At 65.4% G+C, this 16,103-nt stretch carries 13 protein-coding genes; 4 read left to right on the plus strand and 9 right to left on the minus strand.

The features are described 5' to 3' along the window. Window positions 1–49 precede the first annotated feature (49 nt). Both B6V74_RS02555 and B6V74_RS02560 read right to left on the minus strand, forming a co-directional pair. Entirely contained in the window at window positions 50–1,372 is a 1,323-nt protein-coding gene (locus B6V74_RS02555; protein WP_075776063.1) for a PQQ-binding-like beta-propeller repeat protein, read from the minus strand. 71 nt (window positions 1,373–1,443) lie between these two features. Beyond that, window positions 1,444–2,121, minus strand: coding sequence for a hypothetical protein (locus B6V74_RS02560; RefSeq protein ID WP_088721879.1), 678 nt, complete (start codon window positions 2,119–2,121; stop codon window positions 1,444–1,446). A 196-nt stretch (window positions 2,122–2,317) separates the two neighbouring features. Here B6V74_RS02560 and B6V74_RS02565 point away from each other — a divergent pair, with 196 nt between their 5' ends. Together B6V74_RS02565 and B6V74_RS02570 are read left to right on the plus strand one after the other, a co-directional pair. Then, window positions 2,318–3,496, plus strand: a complete 1,179-nt coding sequence (locus tag B6V74_RS02565; protein ID WP_088721880.1) for an efflux RND transporter periplasmic adaptor subunit — start codon at window positions 2,318–2,320, stop codon at window positions 3,494–3,496. Then, entirely contained in the window at window positions 3,493–7,047 is a 3,555-nt protein-coding gene (locus tag B6V74_RS02570) for an efflux RND transporter permease subunit (protein ID WP_088721881.1), read from the plus strand. Before B6V74_RS02565 ends, B6V74_RS02570 begins: the two co-directional genes overlap by 4 nt. 158 nt (window positions 7,048–7,205) lie before the next feature. Here the strand turns inward: B6V74_RS02570 and B6V74_RS02575 are convergent, their stop codons facing one another. Together B6V74_RS02575 and B6V74_RS02580 are read right to left on the minus strand one after the other, a co-directional pair. Beyond that, complete coding sequence (locus B6V74_RS02575) at window positions 7,206–9,053, minus strand: ABC transporter ATP-binding protein/permease (protein WP_088719006.1); 1,848 nt, start codon at window positions 9,051–9,053, stop codon at window positions 7,206–7,208. A 137-nt stretch (window positions 9,054–9,190) separates the two neighbouring features. Beyond that, the gene (locus B6V74_RS02580; RefSeq protein ID WP_088721882.1) at window positions 9,191–10,762 is read right to left on the minus strand and encodes a LysM peptidoglycan-binding domain-containing protein; all 1,572 of its coding nucleotides are present in this window, start codon (window positions 10,760–10,762) and stop codon (window positions 9,191–9,193) included. 135 nt (window positions 10,763–10,897) lie between these two features. Here B6V74_RS02580 and B6V74_RS02585 point away from each other — a divergent pair, with 135 nt between their 5' ends. Continuing rightward, entirely contained in the window at window positions 10,898–11,452 is a 555-nt protein-coding gene (locus B6V74_RS02585) for a TIGR00730 family Rossman fold protein (protein WP_088721883.1), read from the plus strand. Here the strand turns inward: B6V74_RS02585 and rarD are convergent. Then, window positions 11,438–12,379: an EamA family transporter RarD gene (gene rarD, locus B6V74_RS02590; RefSeq protein ID WP_088719009.1), complete on the minus strand. Its 942-nt coding sequence runs from the start codon at window positions 12,377–12,379 to the stop codon at window positions 11,438–11,440. The two genes, B6V74_RS02585 and rarD, sit on opposite strands and share 15 nt — an antisense overlap. A 134-nt stretch (window positions 12,380–12,513) precedes the next feature. Between rarD and B6V74_RS02595 the strand changes: the two genes are divergently transcribed. Next, window positions 12,514–13,359 (plus strand): DUF1206 domain-containing protein, encoded by an 846-nt coding sequence (locus B6V74_RS02595; protein WP_075776071.1) that lies wholly within the window; start codon window positions 12,514–12,516, stop codon window positions 13,357–13,359. Window positions 13,360–13,578: 219 nt separating this feature from the next. Here the strand turns inward: B6V74_RS02595 and B6V74_RS02600 are convergent, their stop codons facing one another. From B6V74_RS02600 to B6V74_RS02615, 4 genes are all read right to left on the minus strand, one after another. Continuing rightward, window positions 13,579–14,034: a host attachment family protein gene (locus B6V74_RS02600; RefSeq protein ID WP_088721884.1), complete on the minus strand. Its 456-nt coding sequence runs from the start codon at window positions 14,032–14,034 to the stop codon at window positions 13,579–13,581. Next, window positions 14,034–14,261, minus strand: a complete 228-nt coding sequence (locus B6V74_RS02605; protein ID WP_088719011.1) for a hypothetical protein — start codon at window positions 14,259–14,261, stop codon at window positions 14,034–14,036. The genes B6V74_RS02600 and B6V74_RS02605 overlap by 1 nt, the downstream gene beginning before the upstream one ends. Before the next feature lie 191 nt (window positions 14,262–14,452). Next, on the minus strand, window positions 14,453–15,052 hold the full coding sequence (locus B6V74_RS02610) for a superoxide dismutase (protein WP_075776074.1): 600 nt from the start codon (window positions 15,050–15,052) through the stop codon (window positions 14,453–14,455). 102 nt (window positions 15,053–15,154) lie between these two features. After that, entirely contained in the window at window positions 15,155–16,000 is an 846-nt protein-coding gene (locus tag B6V74_RS02615; RefSeq protein ID WP_075776075.1) for a DMT family transporter, read from the minus strand. Window positions 16,001–16,103: the final 103 nt, after the last annotated feature.

Below are 16,103 nucleotides of genomic sequence, written 5' to 3' on the forward strand. Positions count from 1 at the left end.
GATGCCCTCCTTGGGCGGTCGTAAGCGGCCCCCTTACACCCTAAAGGGCTCACTGAAAAGCGTGCAGTTTCCCATCGCCGCCGACGACGTAGAGGGTGCGCCCCGCCACGACCGGATCGGTCGCAGCCCCGCCCGGGATCTTCGCCTGGCCGATGAGGCTGCCGTCGATCGGGCTGAACACGCGCAGAACGCCGTCGGAAGACGCGACGAACAGCTTGTTGCCGGCAAGAACGGGCCCGTAGCTCGCGACGATGTCGCGCTGACGCTTCGGCTTGTCCTTGGTGTAGTACGGTAGATCCTTCGACCAGATCTGATCGCCGGTCTTGGCATCAAGCCGCACGATCTTGCCCTGATCCGAAACGAGGAAGATCGAGCCGCCCGCAACCTGCACGGGGCTGTTGGCCCCTTCGGTCGCGGTCCAGATACGATCGCCGGAATTCACATCGAAGGCCGCCAGCTTGCCCGCCGAGGAGCCCGCGTAGACGGTATCGCCCACCACGACCGGATCGCCCGTCAGATCGACGATATTGGCATAGCCCACGCCCGGACGTGCGCCCGGCACTTTGGAGTTCCACATCTGCATCCCGCTTTGCGGCAGAACGCCGCTCAGGAAGCCCGAAGAGAACGGGAAGATCACCATGCGGTCGGTCACCGCGGGCGAGGAGACGCCGGTCATGCCCGAAGCGGACGGCGCACCCGGCACCTGCCAGATTTCCTTGCCGTCGCTGGCGCGGATCGCCCAGGCCGAGGAGTCGCGGGCGACCACGTAGACCACGCCATTCTTCACGGTCGGCGCACCGCCGATGCCTGCGTCGAAATATTGCCGCCACTTGATGCCGCCGGTGGCCGCGTCGATCGCGACGAGCTCGGCGAAATCGGACGTCACGTAGACCGTGCCGTTGGCATAGGCGATCCCGCCGCCCGAGGCGTCGCCCTCGCGGTCGCCGGGCGGCGTGATGTCGGCCTGCCAGACGCGCCCGCCATTCGTCGCGGTTGCAGTGACGCGGGCCTGGCTATCTAGGGTGTAAATCTTGCCACCGCCCACGATCGGATCGGCGGTGATGCGGTAGCGGCGCGCATTGCCCGCACCAATATCGGCGGACCAGACCGGCGTCGTGCCGTTTCCGATCGCCGCGTTGAACAGGCTATGGGTCGCCGAACCCGCACGTTGCGGCCATTCTGCATTGCTCACCTGACGTGGAAGCGAGATCGGCAGCGACTGCTGGGCGGGCGCATCAGCCAGCGGCAGCCCTTCTTCGGCGCGCAGCGCGTCGCGGGGCGAGAGACGCTCGCCGGGGAGGATGGTTTCCTTGGTACAGCCTGCCACGAAAGCCGCCACACTCAGCACACAGATCGTCTTGCTCAGCTTCACGCCTGTTCCCCCTGCCTGTCTCGGCTCTCTTGCAGCTCCTGCGCATCCGAAAGGCGCGCCGGTTCAACCCTTTACTCTTGCGGTGCCGGAGCGCCCTGCCCCGGCTGGGTCGGCACTTCGCCACCCAGCGCCACAATCAACTCTGTCGCGCGTTGTTGCAAGCCCGGCGTGAGGCCGGCGTCCTCAAGAATCTGCTGAGCGATCGAGATTGCGCCCTCCTTGTCGCCCGAGGACAGGGCCGCCGCCGCCTGCTGCTCCATTGCCAGAAGGCGGTAAGGCGCTCCGGGGGTGGCCAGTTCCTGCAGCGTCGCGTCGCGTTTGGCGGCGTCCATCTTGTCGCCCGCCGCGATCACCGCCTTGAGCTTGGCGAGATCGCTGATCGAAGCCGGCAGCCCCGGCTCGGCGCTGACCGCATCGAAGAACTTGATCGCCTCGTCGGGCTTGCCCGCCTCGATAGCGGCGTCGCCCTGCATGATCTTGAGAACCGCGGTGCGGCCGGGACCGTCGGGGGTGATCTTCGCGAGGTCCGCGCCCGTGGTGTCGCCGTTGACGGCAGCCATCACCTTATCGCCGAAGGCGCGCGCCTCGGCTTGCGTTTTTTCCTTCTGCCACGCGTTCCAGGCGGTGCCGCCGACGATCGCGATGATGATCACCGCGCCGATCCAGCCCCATTTCTTGAACGCCGCCCAGAGCTTGTCCTGACGCACCGCCTCGGTGACTTCGTCGATGAAACTGTCGGTATCACTCACGCGCGGGTCTCCTCGTAGCTTTGGCGCCCCTCTTACACGGCTCCCCGGGCGCTGCCAAGGGCCGCACGGACCGCTCCGGTCCGCGCATCGCTGAGGAATGCAAGCCTTGAGATCACGCCTCGCTCTCGGTAAGTTGAACTCTGCGGTTCAGTCCCCATTTAGGCGGAACGCCGCGCCCATTTACAGGAGCCCGCCGATGCGTCCGGTCCCGATCCTCAACGCGATCCTCGTTCTTGTCGCGCTCTACCTTCTGGTGTTCGAGCGCGACCGCCTGATGGGCTATCTCGGCGATGCCGCGACGCCTGCCGAGCAAGCGCAGCAGGTAGAGGAAACCGGCACGGCGGGGGTGCCGGTGCAGGCGATGGTCTCGACCGCGGAGCCGCTCGACCAAGGCGTTCTGACGCGCGGGCAGACCGAGGCTGCGCGCCGCGTCGAAGTGCGCGCCGAGACGACGGGCAAGGTGATTTCCGAACCGCTGGGCAAAGGCGCGCAGGTCGAAAAGGGACAACTGCTGTGCAAGCTCGACCCCGGCACGCGCCCGGCCGCACTGGCCGAGGCGCAGGCACGGCTGACCGAGGCCCGGCTGAACGCCACCGCCGCCGAGAGGCTGAAGGAAGGCGGCTACCGCTCTGAAACCGCAACCGCTTCCGCGCAATCGGCGCTCGAAGCGGCTACCGCCGCCGTCGAGGCCGCGCAGACCGAATTGGCGCGGCTCGAAATCACGGCGCCCTTCGCCGGGCTGATCGAGGAAGATACCGCTGAACTCGGCTCGCTACTCTCGGCGGGCGGGCTTTGCGCCACCGTGATCCAGCTCGATCCAATCAAGCTGGTGGGCTACGTCCCTGAAACCGAGATCGACCGTGTGCAGTCCGGCGCGATGGTCGGCGCACGGCTTGCGACCGGGCGCGAGGTGATGGGCAAGGTCACCTTTGTCTCGCAATCGGCGGATGCCGCCACGCGCACCTTCCGGATCGAAGCCGAGGCGCCCAATGGCGACCAATCGATCCGCGAGGGCCAGACGGTCGAGATGATCGTCGCCGCCGACGGGACCAAGGCTCATTTCCTGCCCGCCTCCGCGATGACGCTGAACGATCAGGGCAAGCTGGGCGTGCGGCTGGCGGTGGACGGCGTGGCCCGTTTCGCCCCGGTAGACTTCCTGCGCGACACGCCCGAGGGCGTCTGGCTGGCGGGCCTGCCGGAAAGCGCCACGGTGATCGTGGTCGGGCAGGACTACGTCACCGAGGGCTCGCCCGTGGCCGTGACCCTCGTCGATCACGCGCCGGGCGATGCGGCCAAAGACACGCCCGACCCCATGACGCCCGCGCCGCAAACCGATGGCGGTGCCGCAGACGCCACCGACGGGGCCGCGCAATGACCGGCATCGTCGATTGGGCCGCAGCGCGCGCGCGGATGGTGATCGCCTTCGTGGCGATCTCGATCCTCGCGGGGCTGACCGCCTATCTGAGCCTGCCCAAGGAGGGCGAGCCGGATATCGAGATTCCGATGCTGTTCATCTCGGTCCCCTTCCCCGGCATCTCGGCCACCGATTCCGAGAAGCTGCTGGTCAAGCCGATGGAGACCGAACTGGCCGGGCTCGACGGTCTGGACAAGATGACCGGCATCGCGAAGGAGAATTACGCGGGGCTCATGCTCGAATTCGACTTCGGCTGGGACAAGACCAAAATCCTCGCCGATGTCCGCGACGCGATGAACACCGCCGAAGCGAAATTCCCCGACGGCGCGGAGAAATATTCGATCAACGAGATCAACTTCTCGGAATTTCCGATCGTCGTGGTCACGCTGTCGGGCAATGCGCCCGAACGCACCCTGCAAAAGCTCGCCCGCGAGTTGCAGGACGAGGTCGAGGGGCTGGAGCCAGTGCTGGAAGCCCAGATCGCAGGCCAGCGCGACGAGATGCTGGAAGTGGTGATCGATCCGCTGAAGCTAGAGGCCTATAACGTCACTGCGCCCGAGTTGATCAATGTCGTCCAGGCCAACAACCAGCTGATCGCGGCGGGCGAGGTCGAGACCGATGGCGGCGCGTTTTCGGTGAAGATCCCTGCGACCTTCGAGACCGCGCAGGATGTCTACGCCCTGCCGGTGAAGAAGAACGGCGAAAGCGTCGTGACGCTCGGCGATCTGGCCGATATCCGCCTGACTTTCGAGGATCGCACCGGCACCGCGCGCTTCAACGGCGAGCCGACGGTGGCGCTACAGATCGTCAAGCGCAAGGGCTACAACGTCATCGACACGGTGGATCTGCTGCGAAAGACCGTGGCCGAGGCGGAGAGCCAGTGGCCCGAGCCACTGCAACGCGCGGTCGATGTCGGCATCTCGCTCGATCAGTCGAAAACCGTGGGCGCAATGGTCAGCCAGCTCGAAGGCTCGGTGCTGACCGCGATCGCGCTGGTGATGATCGTGGTGCTTGCGACGCTGGGCACGCGCTCTGCGCTCCTGGTGGGCTTCGCGATCCCGACGTCGTTTTTGCTGACTTTCCTGCTGCTGGGCGCGATGGGCGTGCCGATCTCGAATATCGTGATGTTCGGCCTGATCCTCGCCGTGGGGATGCTGGTCGATGGTGCGATCGTGGTGGTGGAATATGCCGACAAGCGTATTTCCGAGGGCTCCGGCCCGATGGCCGCCTATACGGAAGCCGCGAAACGCATGTTCTGGCCGGTCGTTTCCTCCACCGCGACGACGCTCTGCGCCTTCCTGCCAATGCTGTTCTGGCCGGGCGTGCCAGGCGAGTTCATGGGCATGCTGCCGGTCACGATCATCTTCGTGCTCTCGGCCTCGCTGGTCGTGGCGCTGATCTATCTTCCTGTCGTGGGCGGCGTCGCGGGCCGCGTGAGCCGACGACTGGATAACGGGGCCGCGCACCTCAAAGGGCGCCCCTATTGGCTGCGCCTGCTTCTGGCCCTGGTCTCCGCCGCACTCGTGTTCCTCGGCGCGCTGCTGACGCTCAACCCGGCCTTCTTCACGGGCACGCATACCGCCTCGGGCAACCTGCTGGCCTCGCTGCCCGGCGTGATCCTCTTCGTGCTCGCGGCGATGCTCAGCTCGATCACCTTCACGGCGGCCACGCCCCAAGGCAAACCGAAGCCCATCGATGCGGGGTATCGCCGCCGCCCCTTCGGGCATTTCACCGCCGCTATCGCAGGAAATCCGGTGATGCCGCTGATCGTGGTCGCGGTGATCGTGGCGGGCGTATTCATGACCTTCGGCTATTACGGCAAGAACAATAACGGCACCCAATTCTTCACCGATAGCGAGGTGGAACAGGCGATCGTCTATATCCGCGGTCGCGGCAACCTCTCGCTGACAGAGAAGGACGCGCTCCTTCAGCAAGCCGAGAACATGGTGATCGGCACGCCCGGCGTCAGCGCGGTCTTCTCCTTCGCGGGCGAAGGCGGGCTGAACCAGAACACCGGCGGCGCGCAGACCCCGCGCGATACGATCGGCCAGATACAGATCGAGATGATCCCCTGGGAAGAGCGCAAGAACGATCCTTCGCTCGATGGCGATGTGGTGATGGAGAAGATCATGGCAAAGATCGCCACCATCCCGGGGATCCAGTCCGAATATCTCGCGCAGGATCGCGGGCCGTCCTCGGGCAAGCCGATCCAGCTGCGGCTCGAGGGCGATGATTTCGCCGCGCTCGATCAAGCGGTGCGGAAGGTCGAGGCGCATATGGCGCAGATGAAAGGCGTGACCGACATCGAAGACACGCGCCCCCTGCCCGGTATCGACTGGGTGATCGACGTGGACGTCACTCGCGCGGGCCGCTTCGGCGCGGATGTGGCGACCGTCGGCGGCATGGTGCAGCTGGTCACGCGCGGCATCCTGCTCGACACGATGCGCGTACCATCGTCGGACGAAGAGATCGAGATTCGCGTGCGCCTGCCCGAGGAAGACCGGGTGCTGTCGACACTTGATACGCTGAAGCTGCGCACCTCCGAGGGGCTGGTACCGCTTGCGAATTTCATCACTCGCACGCCGCAGCCGAAGATCGGGCAGATCGATCGGATCGACCAGACCCGCTTCTACGACATCAAGGCCGGCGTTCAGGAAGGGCTCACCAACGAAGACGGGCAGCCGATCACAAGCAACGAGCGGATCGCGGCGCTTGGGAAGTGGCTCGAGACGGAGGCCGCGCTGCCGCCGGGCGTCAGCTACGAATGGTCAGGCGATCTGGTCGAGCAGAACGAGAGTCAGGACTTCCTGATGACCGCCTTCGGGGGTGCGCTGGCGCTGATGTTCGTGATCCTGCTCGCGCAGTTCAACAGCTTCTACAATTCGGTGCTGGTGTTGCTGGCGGTGATCCTGTCGACTGCGGGCGTGCTGATCGGGATGCTTGTGATGGGCCAGCAATTCTCGATCATCATGACCGGCGTGGGCATCGTCGCGCTGGCCGGGATCGTGGTGAACAACAACATCATCCTGATTGACACCTATCAGGAATTTTCGCGCTACATGCCCGAGATCGAGGCGATCATCCGCACCGCCGAAGCCCGTCTGCGGCCGGTACTGCTGACAACCATCACCACGATGGCGGGGCTCGCGCCGATGATGTTCGGCCTGTCGCTCGACTTCTTCAATGGCGGCTATTCGATCGACAGCCCGACCGCGCTTTGGTGGAAGCAACTGGCGACGGCGGTGGTGTTCGGGCTCGGCACCGCGACTGTCCTGACGCTGGTTCTGACGCCCGCGCTGCTTGCGCTTCGCGTCTGGTTCAAGACCGGCGCCTACCGCTCGACCCGCGCGCTTTCGGCGCTGATGCAAGGCGCCGAAAGCCGCGCCGCCCGCGATCTGGCGCTGGAACGCGCGATGCGCAAGATGCGTGGCCGCGAGATCATCTGGGATGACGATGCGCCCGAAGGCGGCGTGAAGCCGCATCTCGTGACACGGCCCGACGCGGCGGAGTGAACCCGCGAAAACGCCCGGGCCGCGCCCGACCCTCCCCCGGGAGGGCGCATTGGCAATGTCATCGCAGGCACGACCGACCTACGGACTTTCGCGATAAAGCGCCAAGCCTCGTCGGGAAGGTCGCGCCTACCCAAGGGTAAGGCGCCGCCCTTCACGCGTTACGCCGCCCCCTGCTCCGCCTCGTCTTCCTCTTCCGCCGATTGCCGCGCCCACATCGAGGCATACCGCCCGCGCTGCGCCAGAAGCTCCTCGTGGCGCCCGCGTTCGACGATTTCGCCTTTGTCGAGCACGAGGATCTGATCGGCATCCGCCACCGTCGACAAACGGTGCGCAATGGTGATCACCGAGCGCCCCTCGCCCATCGCCTTCAGGCTCATCTGGATGTCGCGCTCGGTCTGGGTATCGAGCGCCGAGGTCGCCTCATCGAGCAACAAGATCGGCGGGTTCTTCAGAATCGTGCGCGCGATGCCAACCCGTTGTTTCTCGCCGCCCGAAAGCTTAAGACCGCGCTCGCCCACCGCCGTGTCATAGCCTTCCGGCAGGCTGGTCACGAAGTCATGGATCCGCGCCGCTTTCGCAGCCGCGACGATCTCCTCGTCCGTTGCATCGGCGCGGCCGTAAGCGATGTTGTAGCGGATCGTGTCATTGAACAGCACGGTATCCTGCGGCACCACGCCGATCGATTGCTGCAGGCTCTCCTGCGTCACGTCGCGCAGGTCCTGACCGTCAATGCGGATCGCACCGCCAGTCACCTCGTAGAACCGGAACAGCAAACGCCCGATCGTCGATTTGCCCGAGCCCGAGGGCCCGACCAGCGCCACGGTCTGCCCCGCAGGCACGTCGAAGGAAATCCCCTTCAGGATCGGCCGCGTCGGGTCATAGGCGAATTCGACCCGGTCGAAACTGATATGCCCGCCTTTCACTTTCAGAACATCGGCGCCCTCTTTGTCCTGAATTTCGGCCGGTTGCTGCAACAAATCGAACATTTCGCCCATATCGACGAGTGCCTGCCGGATCTCGCGATAGACCGTGCCGAGGAAGCCCAGCGGCATGGTGATCTGGATCATGTAGGCCTGCACCATGACGAAATCGCCGACCGTCAGGGTACCCGCCTGCACCTGCATCGCGGCCATGACCATCACCGTAACCAGCCCGATCGTAATGATCAGCGTCTGGCCGGCATTGAGCGCCGCGAGCGACTGGCCGGTCTTCACCGCCATCGTCTCGTAGCCCTTCATCGACTCGTCGTAGCGGTCCGCCTCGCGCTTGGCCGCGCCGAAATACTTGACCGTCTCGAAATTCAACAGGCTGTCGATCGCCTTCTGGTTCGCCGCCGTGTCGGCCTTGTTCATCTCGCGCCGGATGTTCACGCGCCACTCGGTGACCTTGAAGGTGAACTTGATATAGGCCGCGATGGTGACCAGCACGACCGCCGCGTAGCGCCAGTCGAACACGACCGCGAAGATGATCGCCACCAGCGTCAGTTCGACGATCAGCGGGCCGACTGAGAACAGCATGAAGCGCAGCAGGAACTCGACGCCTTTCACCCCGCGCTCGATGATCCGGCTGAGGCCGCCGGTCTTGCGGGTGATGTGATAGCGTAAGGAGAGCTGATGCATATGGGTGAAGGTCTGCAGCGCCAGATGGCGCAGCGCGCGTTGCGCCACCTTCACGAAGATCGCATCGCGCAGCTCGCCGAAGGCCACCGTCATCAGCCGTGCGACGCCATAGGCCACGGTGATCGCCACCGCCCCCATGCCCAGTGCCCAGGCCGCCGAGGTTCCCTCGCCCGAGAGCGCGTTGACCGCCTCGCGATAGACGAAGGGCGTTGCGACCGAGATGATCTTGGCGAAGACCAGCATCACCATCGCGAAGACGACACGCCGCTTCACCCACGGGGCTTCATGCGCCCAGAGATAGGGCAGCACCGCGCGGATCGTGCGCCAACCGCGGGCGCGCTCCTCGGCATTCATCTTGCCCTTGGTCGTGATCTGTGCCGGAGGCATCGCGCCCTCCTCTTCCTCTTGACGAAAATATCCCGAGGGCTCCCGTCAGGGAGCGGGGCAGCGCCCCTCACGGGTGGAACCTGCGCGCAACCTACTCGGCGGCGCGCAGGAGTCCAGCCATGCAAGCGGTGTGTGCGCTACTGCGCAGCCCCCGAGACGTCCGTCTCGGGCGACGGGATATTGAAGACCTGCCCCGGATAGATCAGGTCGGGGTCGCGGATCTGGTCGCGATTGGCGTCGAAGACCCGGACATAGAGGAACCCGTCGCCATAAACCTCGCGCGCGATCGCCCAAAGCGTATTGCCCTTCACGATCTGCACGACCTTCACCGCGTCGCCGACCTCGCCGGTCGCGCGCACGGAGGCTGCCTGCGCACCGGTCGGGTCGGCGGCATTCGCCACGAGGATTTCGTCGGGCTGATCGAAGCCGGTCTCGGCCCGCGCGACGACCTTGCCCGTGGCGTCCTGCGCATCGATCCGCAATTTATGCTCGCCCGTGCCCAAGCCCGGCAGGTCGAGCGACCAGCGCCCATCCGCGCCCGGCTGCGCCTCGGCGACGAGCGTGTCGTCGAGATAGGCGCTGAGCGTCGTGCCTTCGGGTGCGCCACGGCCTTCGCTGCGTGCGACCTCGCCCGAGCCGAAGGAGATCGTGTCGATCACCAGGTCATCGCTTTTCGGGGCGAGCAGCCGCGCACCGTCTGCATCGGCGATGAGCGGCGCTGCGGGCGGCGTGGGCGTCGATTGTGTCACCTCGGTCGCCGTAGCGGGCGTCGTGGTCGTCGTGGTCGCAGTTCCGGCGGACGTGCCAACATCGGTCCCAGTCGCGGCGCTTCCGCTCATCGCCATACCATCTGCCGCCGAGGCCGTCGCATCGGCGCTACTATCTGTCGCACCGTCCGCAGCCGGCCCAACGGGCGTCTGGGAGGGTACGCTCTCCTCTGCAGAGGCAATCCTCTCGGTTTTCGGCTGTCCGCGCAGCACGAGGGTCTCGGCGCTGTCGCGCGCGGAGCCATCCGCGCCGGTGACCCGCAGCGAGAGCGCGCGCGGGCCGTCGGCGGGCGGCAGATCGAAGAGCGAGGCGAAGCTGCCGCCGCCATCGGCCTGCGTGCTCGCCACGACCTTGCCGTCGACGAGAATATCGAGCTTCGCGCCCGGCTCCGCCCGCCCGGCGAGCGTCACCGAGCCGTCGGGTGCGGCCCGCAGCGCGTCGAATTGCACCTGGGCGAGCGGCTTGCCGTCACGTGCCGCCTTCGCGGTGGTGCCGTCAGTCGCCATATCCGCGCCCGTGGCAGAGCTTCCCGACGCGGCCTCCGCACCCGGATCCTTGACCGTTTCAACCAGCTTGTCGGTGGGTTCCTGGGCCAGCGGCGCCGCGGCGCTCGCCGCTTCTTCAGCCTCCTGCGCCACCGTCTCCGCGCTTCGCGTCTGCGGCGCAGCGGTCCCGGAGGTCGCATCGGCGCTCCCCGTTTGCGCGGTTTGCGCTGCGTTGTTCGCCGCCGCATTCACACCGCCGGCCTCCTTATCAGCCTCGGCCGAACCGGTCGCGGCAGTCGTCTCCGTGCCCGACGGTTGCGCCCCTTCGCGCTCCACCGGGCGCAGGACGCCCCAAAGCACCAGCCCCAAGATCACGAGGAGCAGCGCCGCCGCCCCCCCTTTCACCACACCGAGCCCGGTGCCCCCGGCCGGTTGATCCGTTACGTTTTCATTCATCTAAGTCCCGCCTTAACGTCATCCCCAGGGCCCTGCCGCCTGTTGTTATCTGCGGCTAGGTGACCCGATCCCTTGAGGGAACTTAGCAACCCCGGTATCACCGCTCAATAACAATGCATTTCCGGAGACACCGTCATGACCATTCCCCGTTCCGTCTGTGTCTATTGCGGCTCGCGTGCGGGCGCGAAGCCTGCTTATGCGGCAGCGGCGCGAGACACCGGCGAGATGCTGGCCACGCGCGACTGGCAGCTGGTCTATGGGGCGGGCGATGTCGGGCTGATGGGAGAGGTCGCCCGCGCGGCGCAAACCGCGGGCGGGCGCACCTTCGGCGTGATCCCCGAGCATCTCTTCCCCCGCGAGGTCGGCAAGCGCGACCTGACCACATTCGTCGTCACCGAGACGATGCACGAGCGCAAGAAGGTAATGTTCATGAATGCCGATGCGGTGGTGGTACTGCCGGGCGGAGCGGGCTCGCTCGACGAGCTGTTCGAAGTGCTGACATGGCGTCAGATCGGCCTGCACGAGAAGCCGATCTTCCTGCTCAACACCGAGGGCTACTGGGCGCCGCTCGGGTCCCTGATCGACCATATCATCGAGCAGGGCTTCGCGGATCCGTCGCTGCGCGAGCTGGTGGTGACGGTCGATAGCGTGGCGGAACTGGAAACCGCGCTCGTCTCAGCTTTCGCCTAAACCGCGCTGCGTCGCGGGCTGTGCCGCCGGCTGCGGTCGGCGCATCTTCAGATTGGCGCTCGAATAGAGCGCGAGCGCCGTCCAGATCAGCGCCAGCGCGATCGCGTGCCAGATGGTGACCGTCTCGCCGAAGGCCAGCGTCGCCACCGCGAATTGCAGCGTCGGGTTGAGATATTGCACCAGACCAACGGTTGCCATCCGCACCCGCTGCGCCGCATAGGCGAACAGCAGCAAGGGCGTGCCGGTGAGCGGGCCGGAGAAGATCAAAAGAACCGTGGTCTTCCAATCGCCGCCGAAATGGCCCGCGCCGGGCGCGCTGCCCCACCATCCCGCGTGATAGCCCCAGAGCACGATCAGCGCGACTGGCGAGAGCAGCAGCACCTCGGCGCAGACCGAGACCATCGCGCCCGCGCGCAACCCCTTCTTGATCAGCCCATAGGTGCCGAAGGTCGCGGCAAGGATCAGCGAAACCCATGGCGCGACACCCAGCCCGATCGTCAGGACGATGACCGCCGTGGCGGCCAGCGCGACCGCCATCCATTGCCGCGTGCTCAGCGCCTCGCGATAGACGATCAGCCCGAGAACGACGGCGACGAGCGGGAAGATGTAATAGCCGAGCGACGCCTGAACCGCGTGGCCGAAATGGACCGACCAGATGAAGGTGAACCAGTTGGCCGATATCATAAACGCCGCGGTCGCGATCACTAACGCCCCGCGCCCGCGACGTTCGGCCAGCGCGGCCCAAAGCTCGCCGAGGCGGCCTTTCAACCCGAGGATCACGGCGAAGAACAGGAAGGACCATAAGGTGCGATGGGCGAGCACTTCGATCGGCGGCATCCCGTCGAGCATCTTGTAATAGAGACCCGACAGCCCCCAGATGACGCAGGTCGTCACCATCGCCCAGAAGCCTTTGACCGCCTCGTTCATCGAAATTCCCTTCTCTCAACCGCGTGACCCTGACCGATCGGCGGGCGAAAGGAAAGACCACGGCGCGGCGGAACCTGTGCGCTTGTCCACGCATTGGGTCTGCGTCAATTCACAACGCCGAGAGAGACCCCCCTATGTCCGCCACCAACAGCCACGATCCCGACGATTTCGCTTGGGCAGTGCCCGTAATGCGCACAGGCTACGGCGGGCGCGGTCTGGTCTATCTCGTCGTCGCGGGTGTCTCGCTCTGGTCGCTTTTTCATGGCGGCAGCGCCGAGGGCACCAAACAGGTGATGGAGAAGCTCTCAAGCGGCTGGGGCGCCGTGGTGCTCGTCGGCATCGCCCTTGGCATGGCGGCTTACGCAATCTGGCGCGTGGTGGACGCGGTCTGGGATCTCGAGGCCTATGGCTCCGAGATGAAGGGGTGGATCGCCCGTATCGGCCTCGTGGTCAGCGGTCTCGTCCATCTCGGCATCGGCGGCATTGCGGTCACGGCGCTCGTCGCGCGGGCGAGCAGCGATGGCGGGACGAACAAGCTGGTCTCGACGATCCTGAGCGCGCCGATGGGTCGTATCGCGCTCGGCGTGATCGGCCTGATCGTGATCGGGGCCGGCGGTTACTATCTCTACAAGGGGCTCACCAAGGCCTATCTGAAGCATCTGATGGCCAACGAAGTCACCCGCCGCGCCAATTTCGTCCTGCAGGCGGGGCTTGCGGCGCAGGGCGTGGTGGTCGCGATCATCGGCGCGCTTATCGTTTATGCCGCCTACCGCTACGATCCGTCGAGCGCGGGTGGTCTGGGCAAGGTCTTTGACTGGGTGCGGGGCCACCCGTTCGGGCAATTCCTGACTGGGGCGATCTGCGTCGGATTGCTGGGCTTCGCGGTGTTCTGCTTCGTCAACGCGGTCTACCGGATCGTGCCGCGTGCCAGCGACCCGGACATCGAAACGCTCAAGCAGAGCCTCGAGAGCGACGACTGAGGCGCGCCCTGCCCCGTCGACGGAACGCCGCGCCCATCTCGCGCGGCGTTTTCTTGCGCTCTGCCGATGCGCGCGCGATGTGCCCGCATCACAGGTGCGGTCACTGACCTCCCGCGGGTCTCGCCGCTTCCCCGCAGCGCTCCTTCGGGAAAGCCCCATCAAAAAAGCGCCGCGCGGACAACCGCGCGGCGCTTTGTCTGTCATCGCAGCGAGGCGCGATCAGACGATCGCAAGCTCTTCTTTCACCAGCTTCTCGATCTCGTCGCGGGGGTGATTGGTCAGCGTCTTGTCGATCTCGGCCACCACGACGTCGGCGACTTCCTTGTGCAGCGCGTGACGGATTTCACCCAGAACACGGGGTGCCGCGACGATCACCAGCCGCTCGATCCGACCCTTGTGGACCATCTTGTAAAGATGTTCGGCCAGATCGTCAGCGAAGCGCATCTTCGCCAGTTCGTGCCAGTCCGTCTCCTGAAAAGCCGAGCGCTGGCCGGGGCCGTCATCGGCCATCCGACCCGGGCTGTCGGTGCCCTGCTCGTGATCGGGCGGGTTGTCCTGCTCGTCGACGCGCCGCACGACGAGGTTCGGATCCTCGTCATCCATCATGTTTTCCAGAAACAGCGCCTTCTCGCCATCCGCGATGACGACCCAAGTACCCTTGGAGAGTTTCTTCATCACATCTTCTCCTTTTCGCCGCTATCTCGCTCGTCGCCACCGAGCGGGCGCGTCGTGCCTGCGGAGGTTTCGTCGAGCTGCTTCTTCTCATCGCGGGTGCCGACCTTGCGGTTCAGGTTCCCGCCCGAGCTGCCTTGCCCTTCCGGCGTCTCGATATTCTCGGGCTTCTCGCCGAGGACCTCTTCGGTTTCGCGCTTGCCGTCATTGGAGCGAATGCGTTCAGCCATCGTATCCTCCTCTTGGTTACGGGTTTCTGTCAAGAAAACCGATCCGGCGGCGTCGCGGTTCCTGCTTAGCGGTCTTTCCGTCCCGGCAATCGCCCCGGCACACAAACGTGCTCACAAACGGGCGTCCTGAAGCGCGCAAAGAAAAAGGGCGCCCCACGGGACGCCCTTCCAATTCGCTCGTTTCGCGGAGATTACATGCGCGAAGCGACGTTTTCCCAGTTCACCAGCTTGTCGAGGAAGTTCGACAGATAGGCCGGGCGCTTGTTGCGGAAGTCGATGTAATAGGAGTGCTCCCACACGTCGCAGCCCAGAAGCGCGGTCTGGCCGAAGCACAGCGGGTTCACGCCGTTCTCGGTCTTGGTCACTTTCAGCGAACCGTCGCTGTCCTTCACGAGCCATGCCCAGCCCGAGCCGAACTGGCCAGCGCCCGCGGCAGCGAAGTCTTCCTTGAACTTGTCGACCGAGCCGAAGCTTTCGGTCAGCGCCTTTTCCAGCTCGCTCGGCATGGCCGAGTTGCCCGGACCCATCATTTCCCAGAACTGGGTGTGGTTCCAGTGCTGCGAGGCGTTGTTGAAGATGCCGTTCTGCGCGACGGCGTTCGGCTGATAGGTGCCTTTCACGATCTCTTCGACCGACTTGCCTTCCCATTCGGTGCCGGCAATCGCCTTGTTGCCGTTATCGACATAGGCCTTGTGGTGAATGTCGTGGTGATATTCGAGGGTCTCCTTCGACATGCCGAGATCCGCGAGTGCGTCGTGGGCATAGGGAAGATCGGGAAGTTCAAAAGCCATGATGTCCTCTCTTGAGTTCGAAGGTTCGTACGTCAAACACTAAAGAAGCGCTGGAAGTTCCGAGGTCAAGACGTTTCCGCGGCGAACATCCGACGGTTGTGCTCAGGTTTTCCGCCGCAGCGAGAGCGCGATGCCGCCGATCACCAGCGCCGCGGCCAACCAGAAGCGCGCCGACGGGATTTCGGCCAGAAGCACCGCCCCGCCCAGCGCCGCGATCAGAGGCACGGAAAGTTGTGCGATCGCGGCGAGGCTCGCAGGGATTTGCGGCAGCACGCGATACCACAGCGCATAGCCCAGCCCCGAGGTCACAGCACCCGAGAGGATCGCGGGCGCCCAGCCCCAGCTTGCGCCCTGCCCCCAGTCGCCCGCGCCGAGCATCCAGATCAGCGCCAGCGGTGTGGCCAGAGCGAAGTTAAGCGCGGTCGCGACCAGCGGATCGTGCGTGCGCCGCCCGTTGAGCGAATAGAGCCCCCATCCGATCCCGGCGAGCGCCATCATCGCGAAACCGCGCGGATCGATATGGGCGTCGCCCGAGGCGGGCAGGAGCAGGACCATAAGCCCTGCGAAGGCCAGCCCCGCCCCGATCCAGCGCCAGAGCGAGATCGCCTCGCGCAGCCACAGCGCCCCCGCGAACATGGTGATCTGCACCATCCCGAACAGCGTCAGCGCGCCGACGCCAGCGTCGATCAGCCCGCTCGCGATGGAAAACCCGAAGATATAGAGCGCGAGCGTCGCGACCCCGGCGCTCAGAACCGCCCTTGGCAGACGCAGGCCCCGCACTCCTTTCGCCCGCATCGCTAGAAGCAGCAGAACAAGCGCCCCCGAGGCGAGCCGTACGAAACCCGTCGCAGCGGGCCCCCAGCCAGCATCATGCACCGCCATCCGGTTGAGCACCGAATTGGCCGCGAAAGCGATCATGACGAGAGCGGTGAGAGCGAAAAGGCGCATGCCGCCAGAATGGCGCGGAATGCGCCGATGTCCATCGGGCTTTCCGACGAAATGAAATGACCCGGAGCATGTACCCCGGGTCGATCCAAACAAGCGAGCGCGG

Origin of the sequence: Thioclava sp. F42-5 (assembly GCF_002213195.1) — a bacterium.
Lineage (GTDB): Bacteria > Pseudomonadota > Alphaproteobacteria > Rhodobacterales > Rhodobacteraceae > Thioclava > Thioclava nitratireducens.

What these genes read in the sequence shown, in the direction of transcription:
- B6V74_RS02565 (WP_088721880.1), top strand. Translation starts at nt 2,318, where the DNA reads ATGCGTCCGGTCCCGATCCTCAACGCGATCCTCGTTCTTGTCGCGCTC.
- B6V74_RS02570 (WP_088721881.1), top strand. Translation starts at nt 3,493, where the DNA reads ATGACCGGCATCGTCGATTGGGCCGCAGCGCGCGCGCGGATGGTGATC.
- B6V74_RS02575 (WP_088719006.1), bottom strand. Translation starts at nt 9,053, where the DNA reads ATGCCTCCGGCACAGATCACGACCAAGGGCAAGATGAATGCCGAGGAG.
- B6V74_RS02580 (WP_088721882.1), bottom strand. Translation starts at nt 10,762, where the DNA reads ATGAATGAAAACGTAACGGATCAACCGGCCGGGGGCACCGGGCTCGGT.
- B6V74_RS02585 (WP_088721883.1), top strand. Translation starts at nt 10,898, where the DNA reads ATGACCATTCCCCGTTCCGTCTGTGTCTATTGCGGCTCGCGTGCGGGC.
- rarD (WP_088719009.1), bottom strand. Translation starts at nt 12,379, where the DNA reads ATGAACGAGGCGGTCAAAGGCTTCTGGGCGATGGTGACGACCTGCGTC.
- B6V74_RS02595 (WP_075776071.1), top strand. Translation starts at nt 12,514, where the DNA reads ATGTCCGCCACCAACAGCCACGATCCCGACGATTTCGCTTGGGCAGTG.
- B6V74_RS02600 (WP_088721884.1), bottom strand. Translation starts at nt 14,034, where the DNA reads ATGAAGAAACTCTCCAAGGGTACTTGGGTCGTCATCGCGGATGGCGAG.
- B6V74_RS02605 (WP_088719011.1), bottom strand. Translation starts at nt 14,261, where the DNA reads ATGGCTGAACGCATTCGCTCCAATGACGGCAAGCGCGAAACCGAAGAG.
- B6V74_RS02610 (WP_075776074.1), bottom strand. Translation starts at nt 15,052, where the DNA reads ATGGCTTTTGAACTTCCCGATCTTCCCTATGCCCACGACGCACTCGCG.
- B6V74_RS02615 (WP_075776075.1), bottom strand. Translation starts at nt 16,000, where the DNA reads ATGCGCCTTTTCGCTCTCACCGCTCTCGTCATGATCGCTTTCGCGGCC.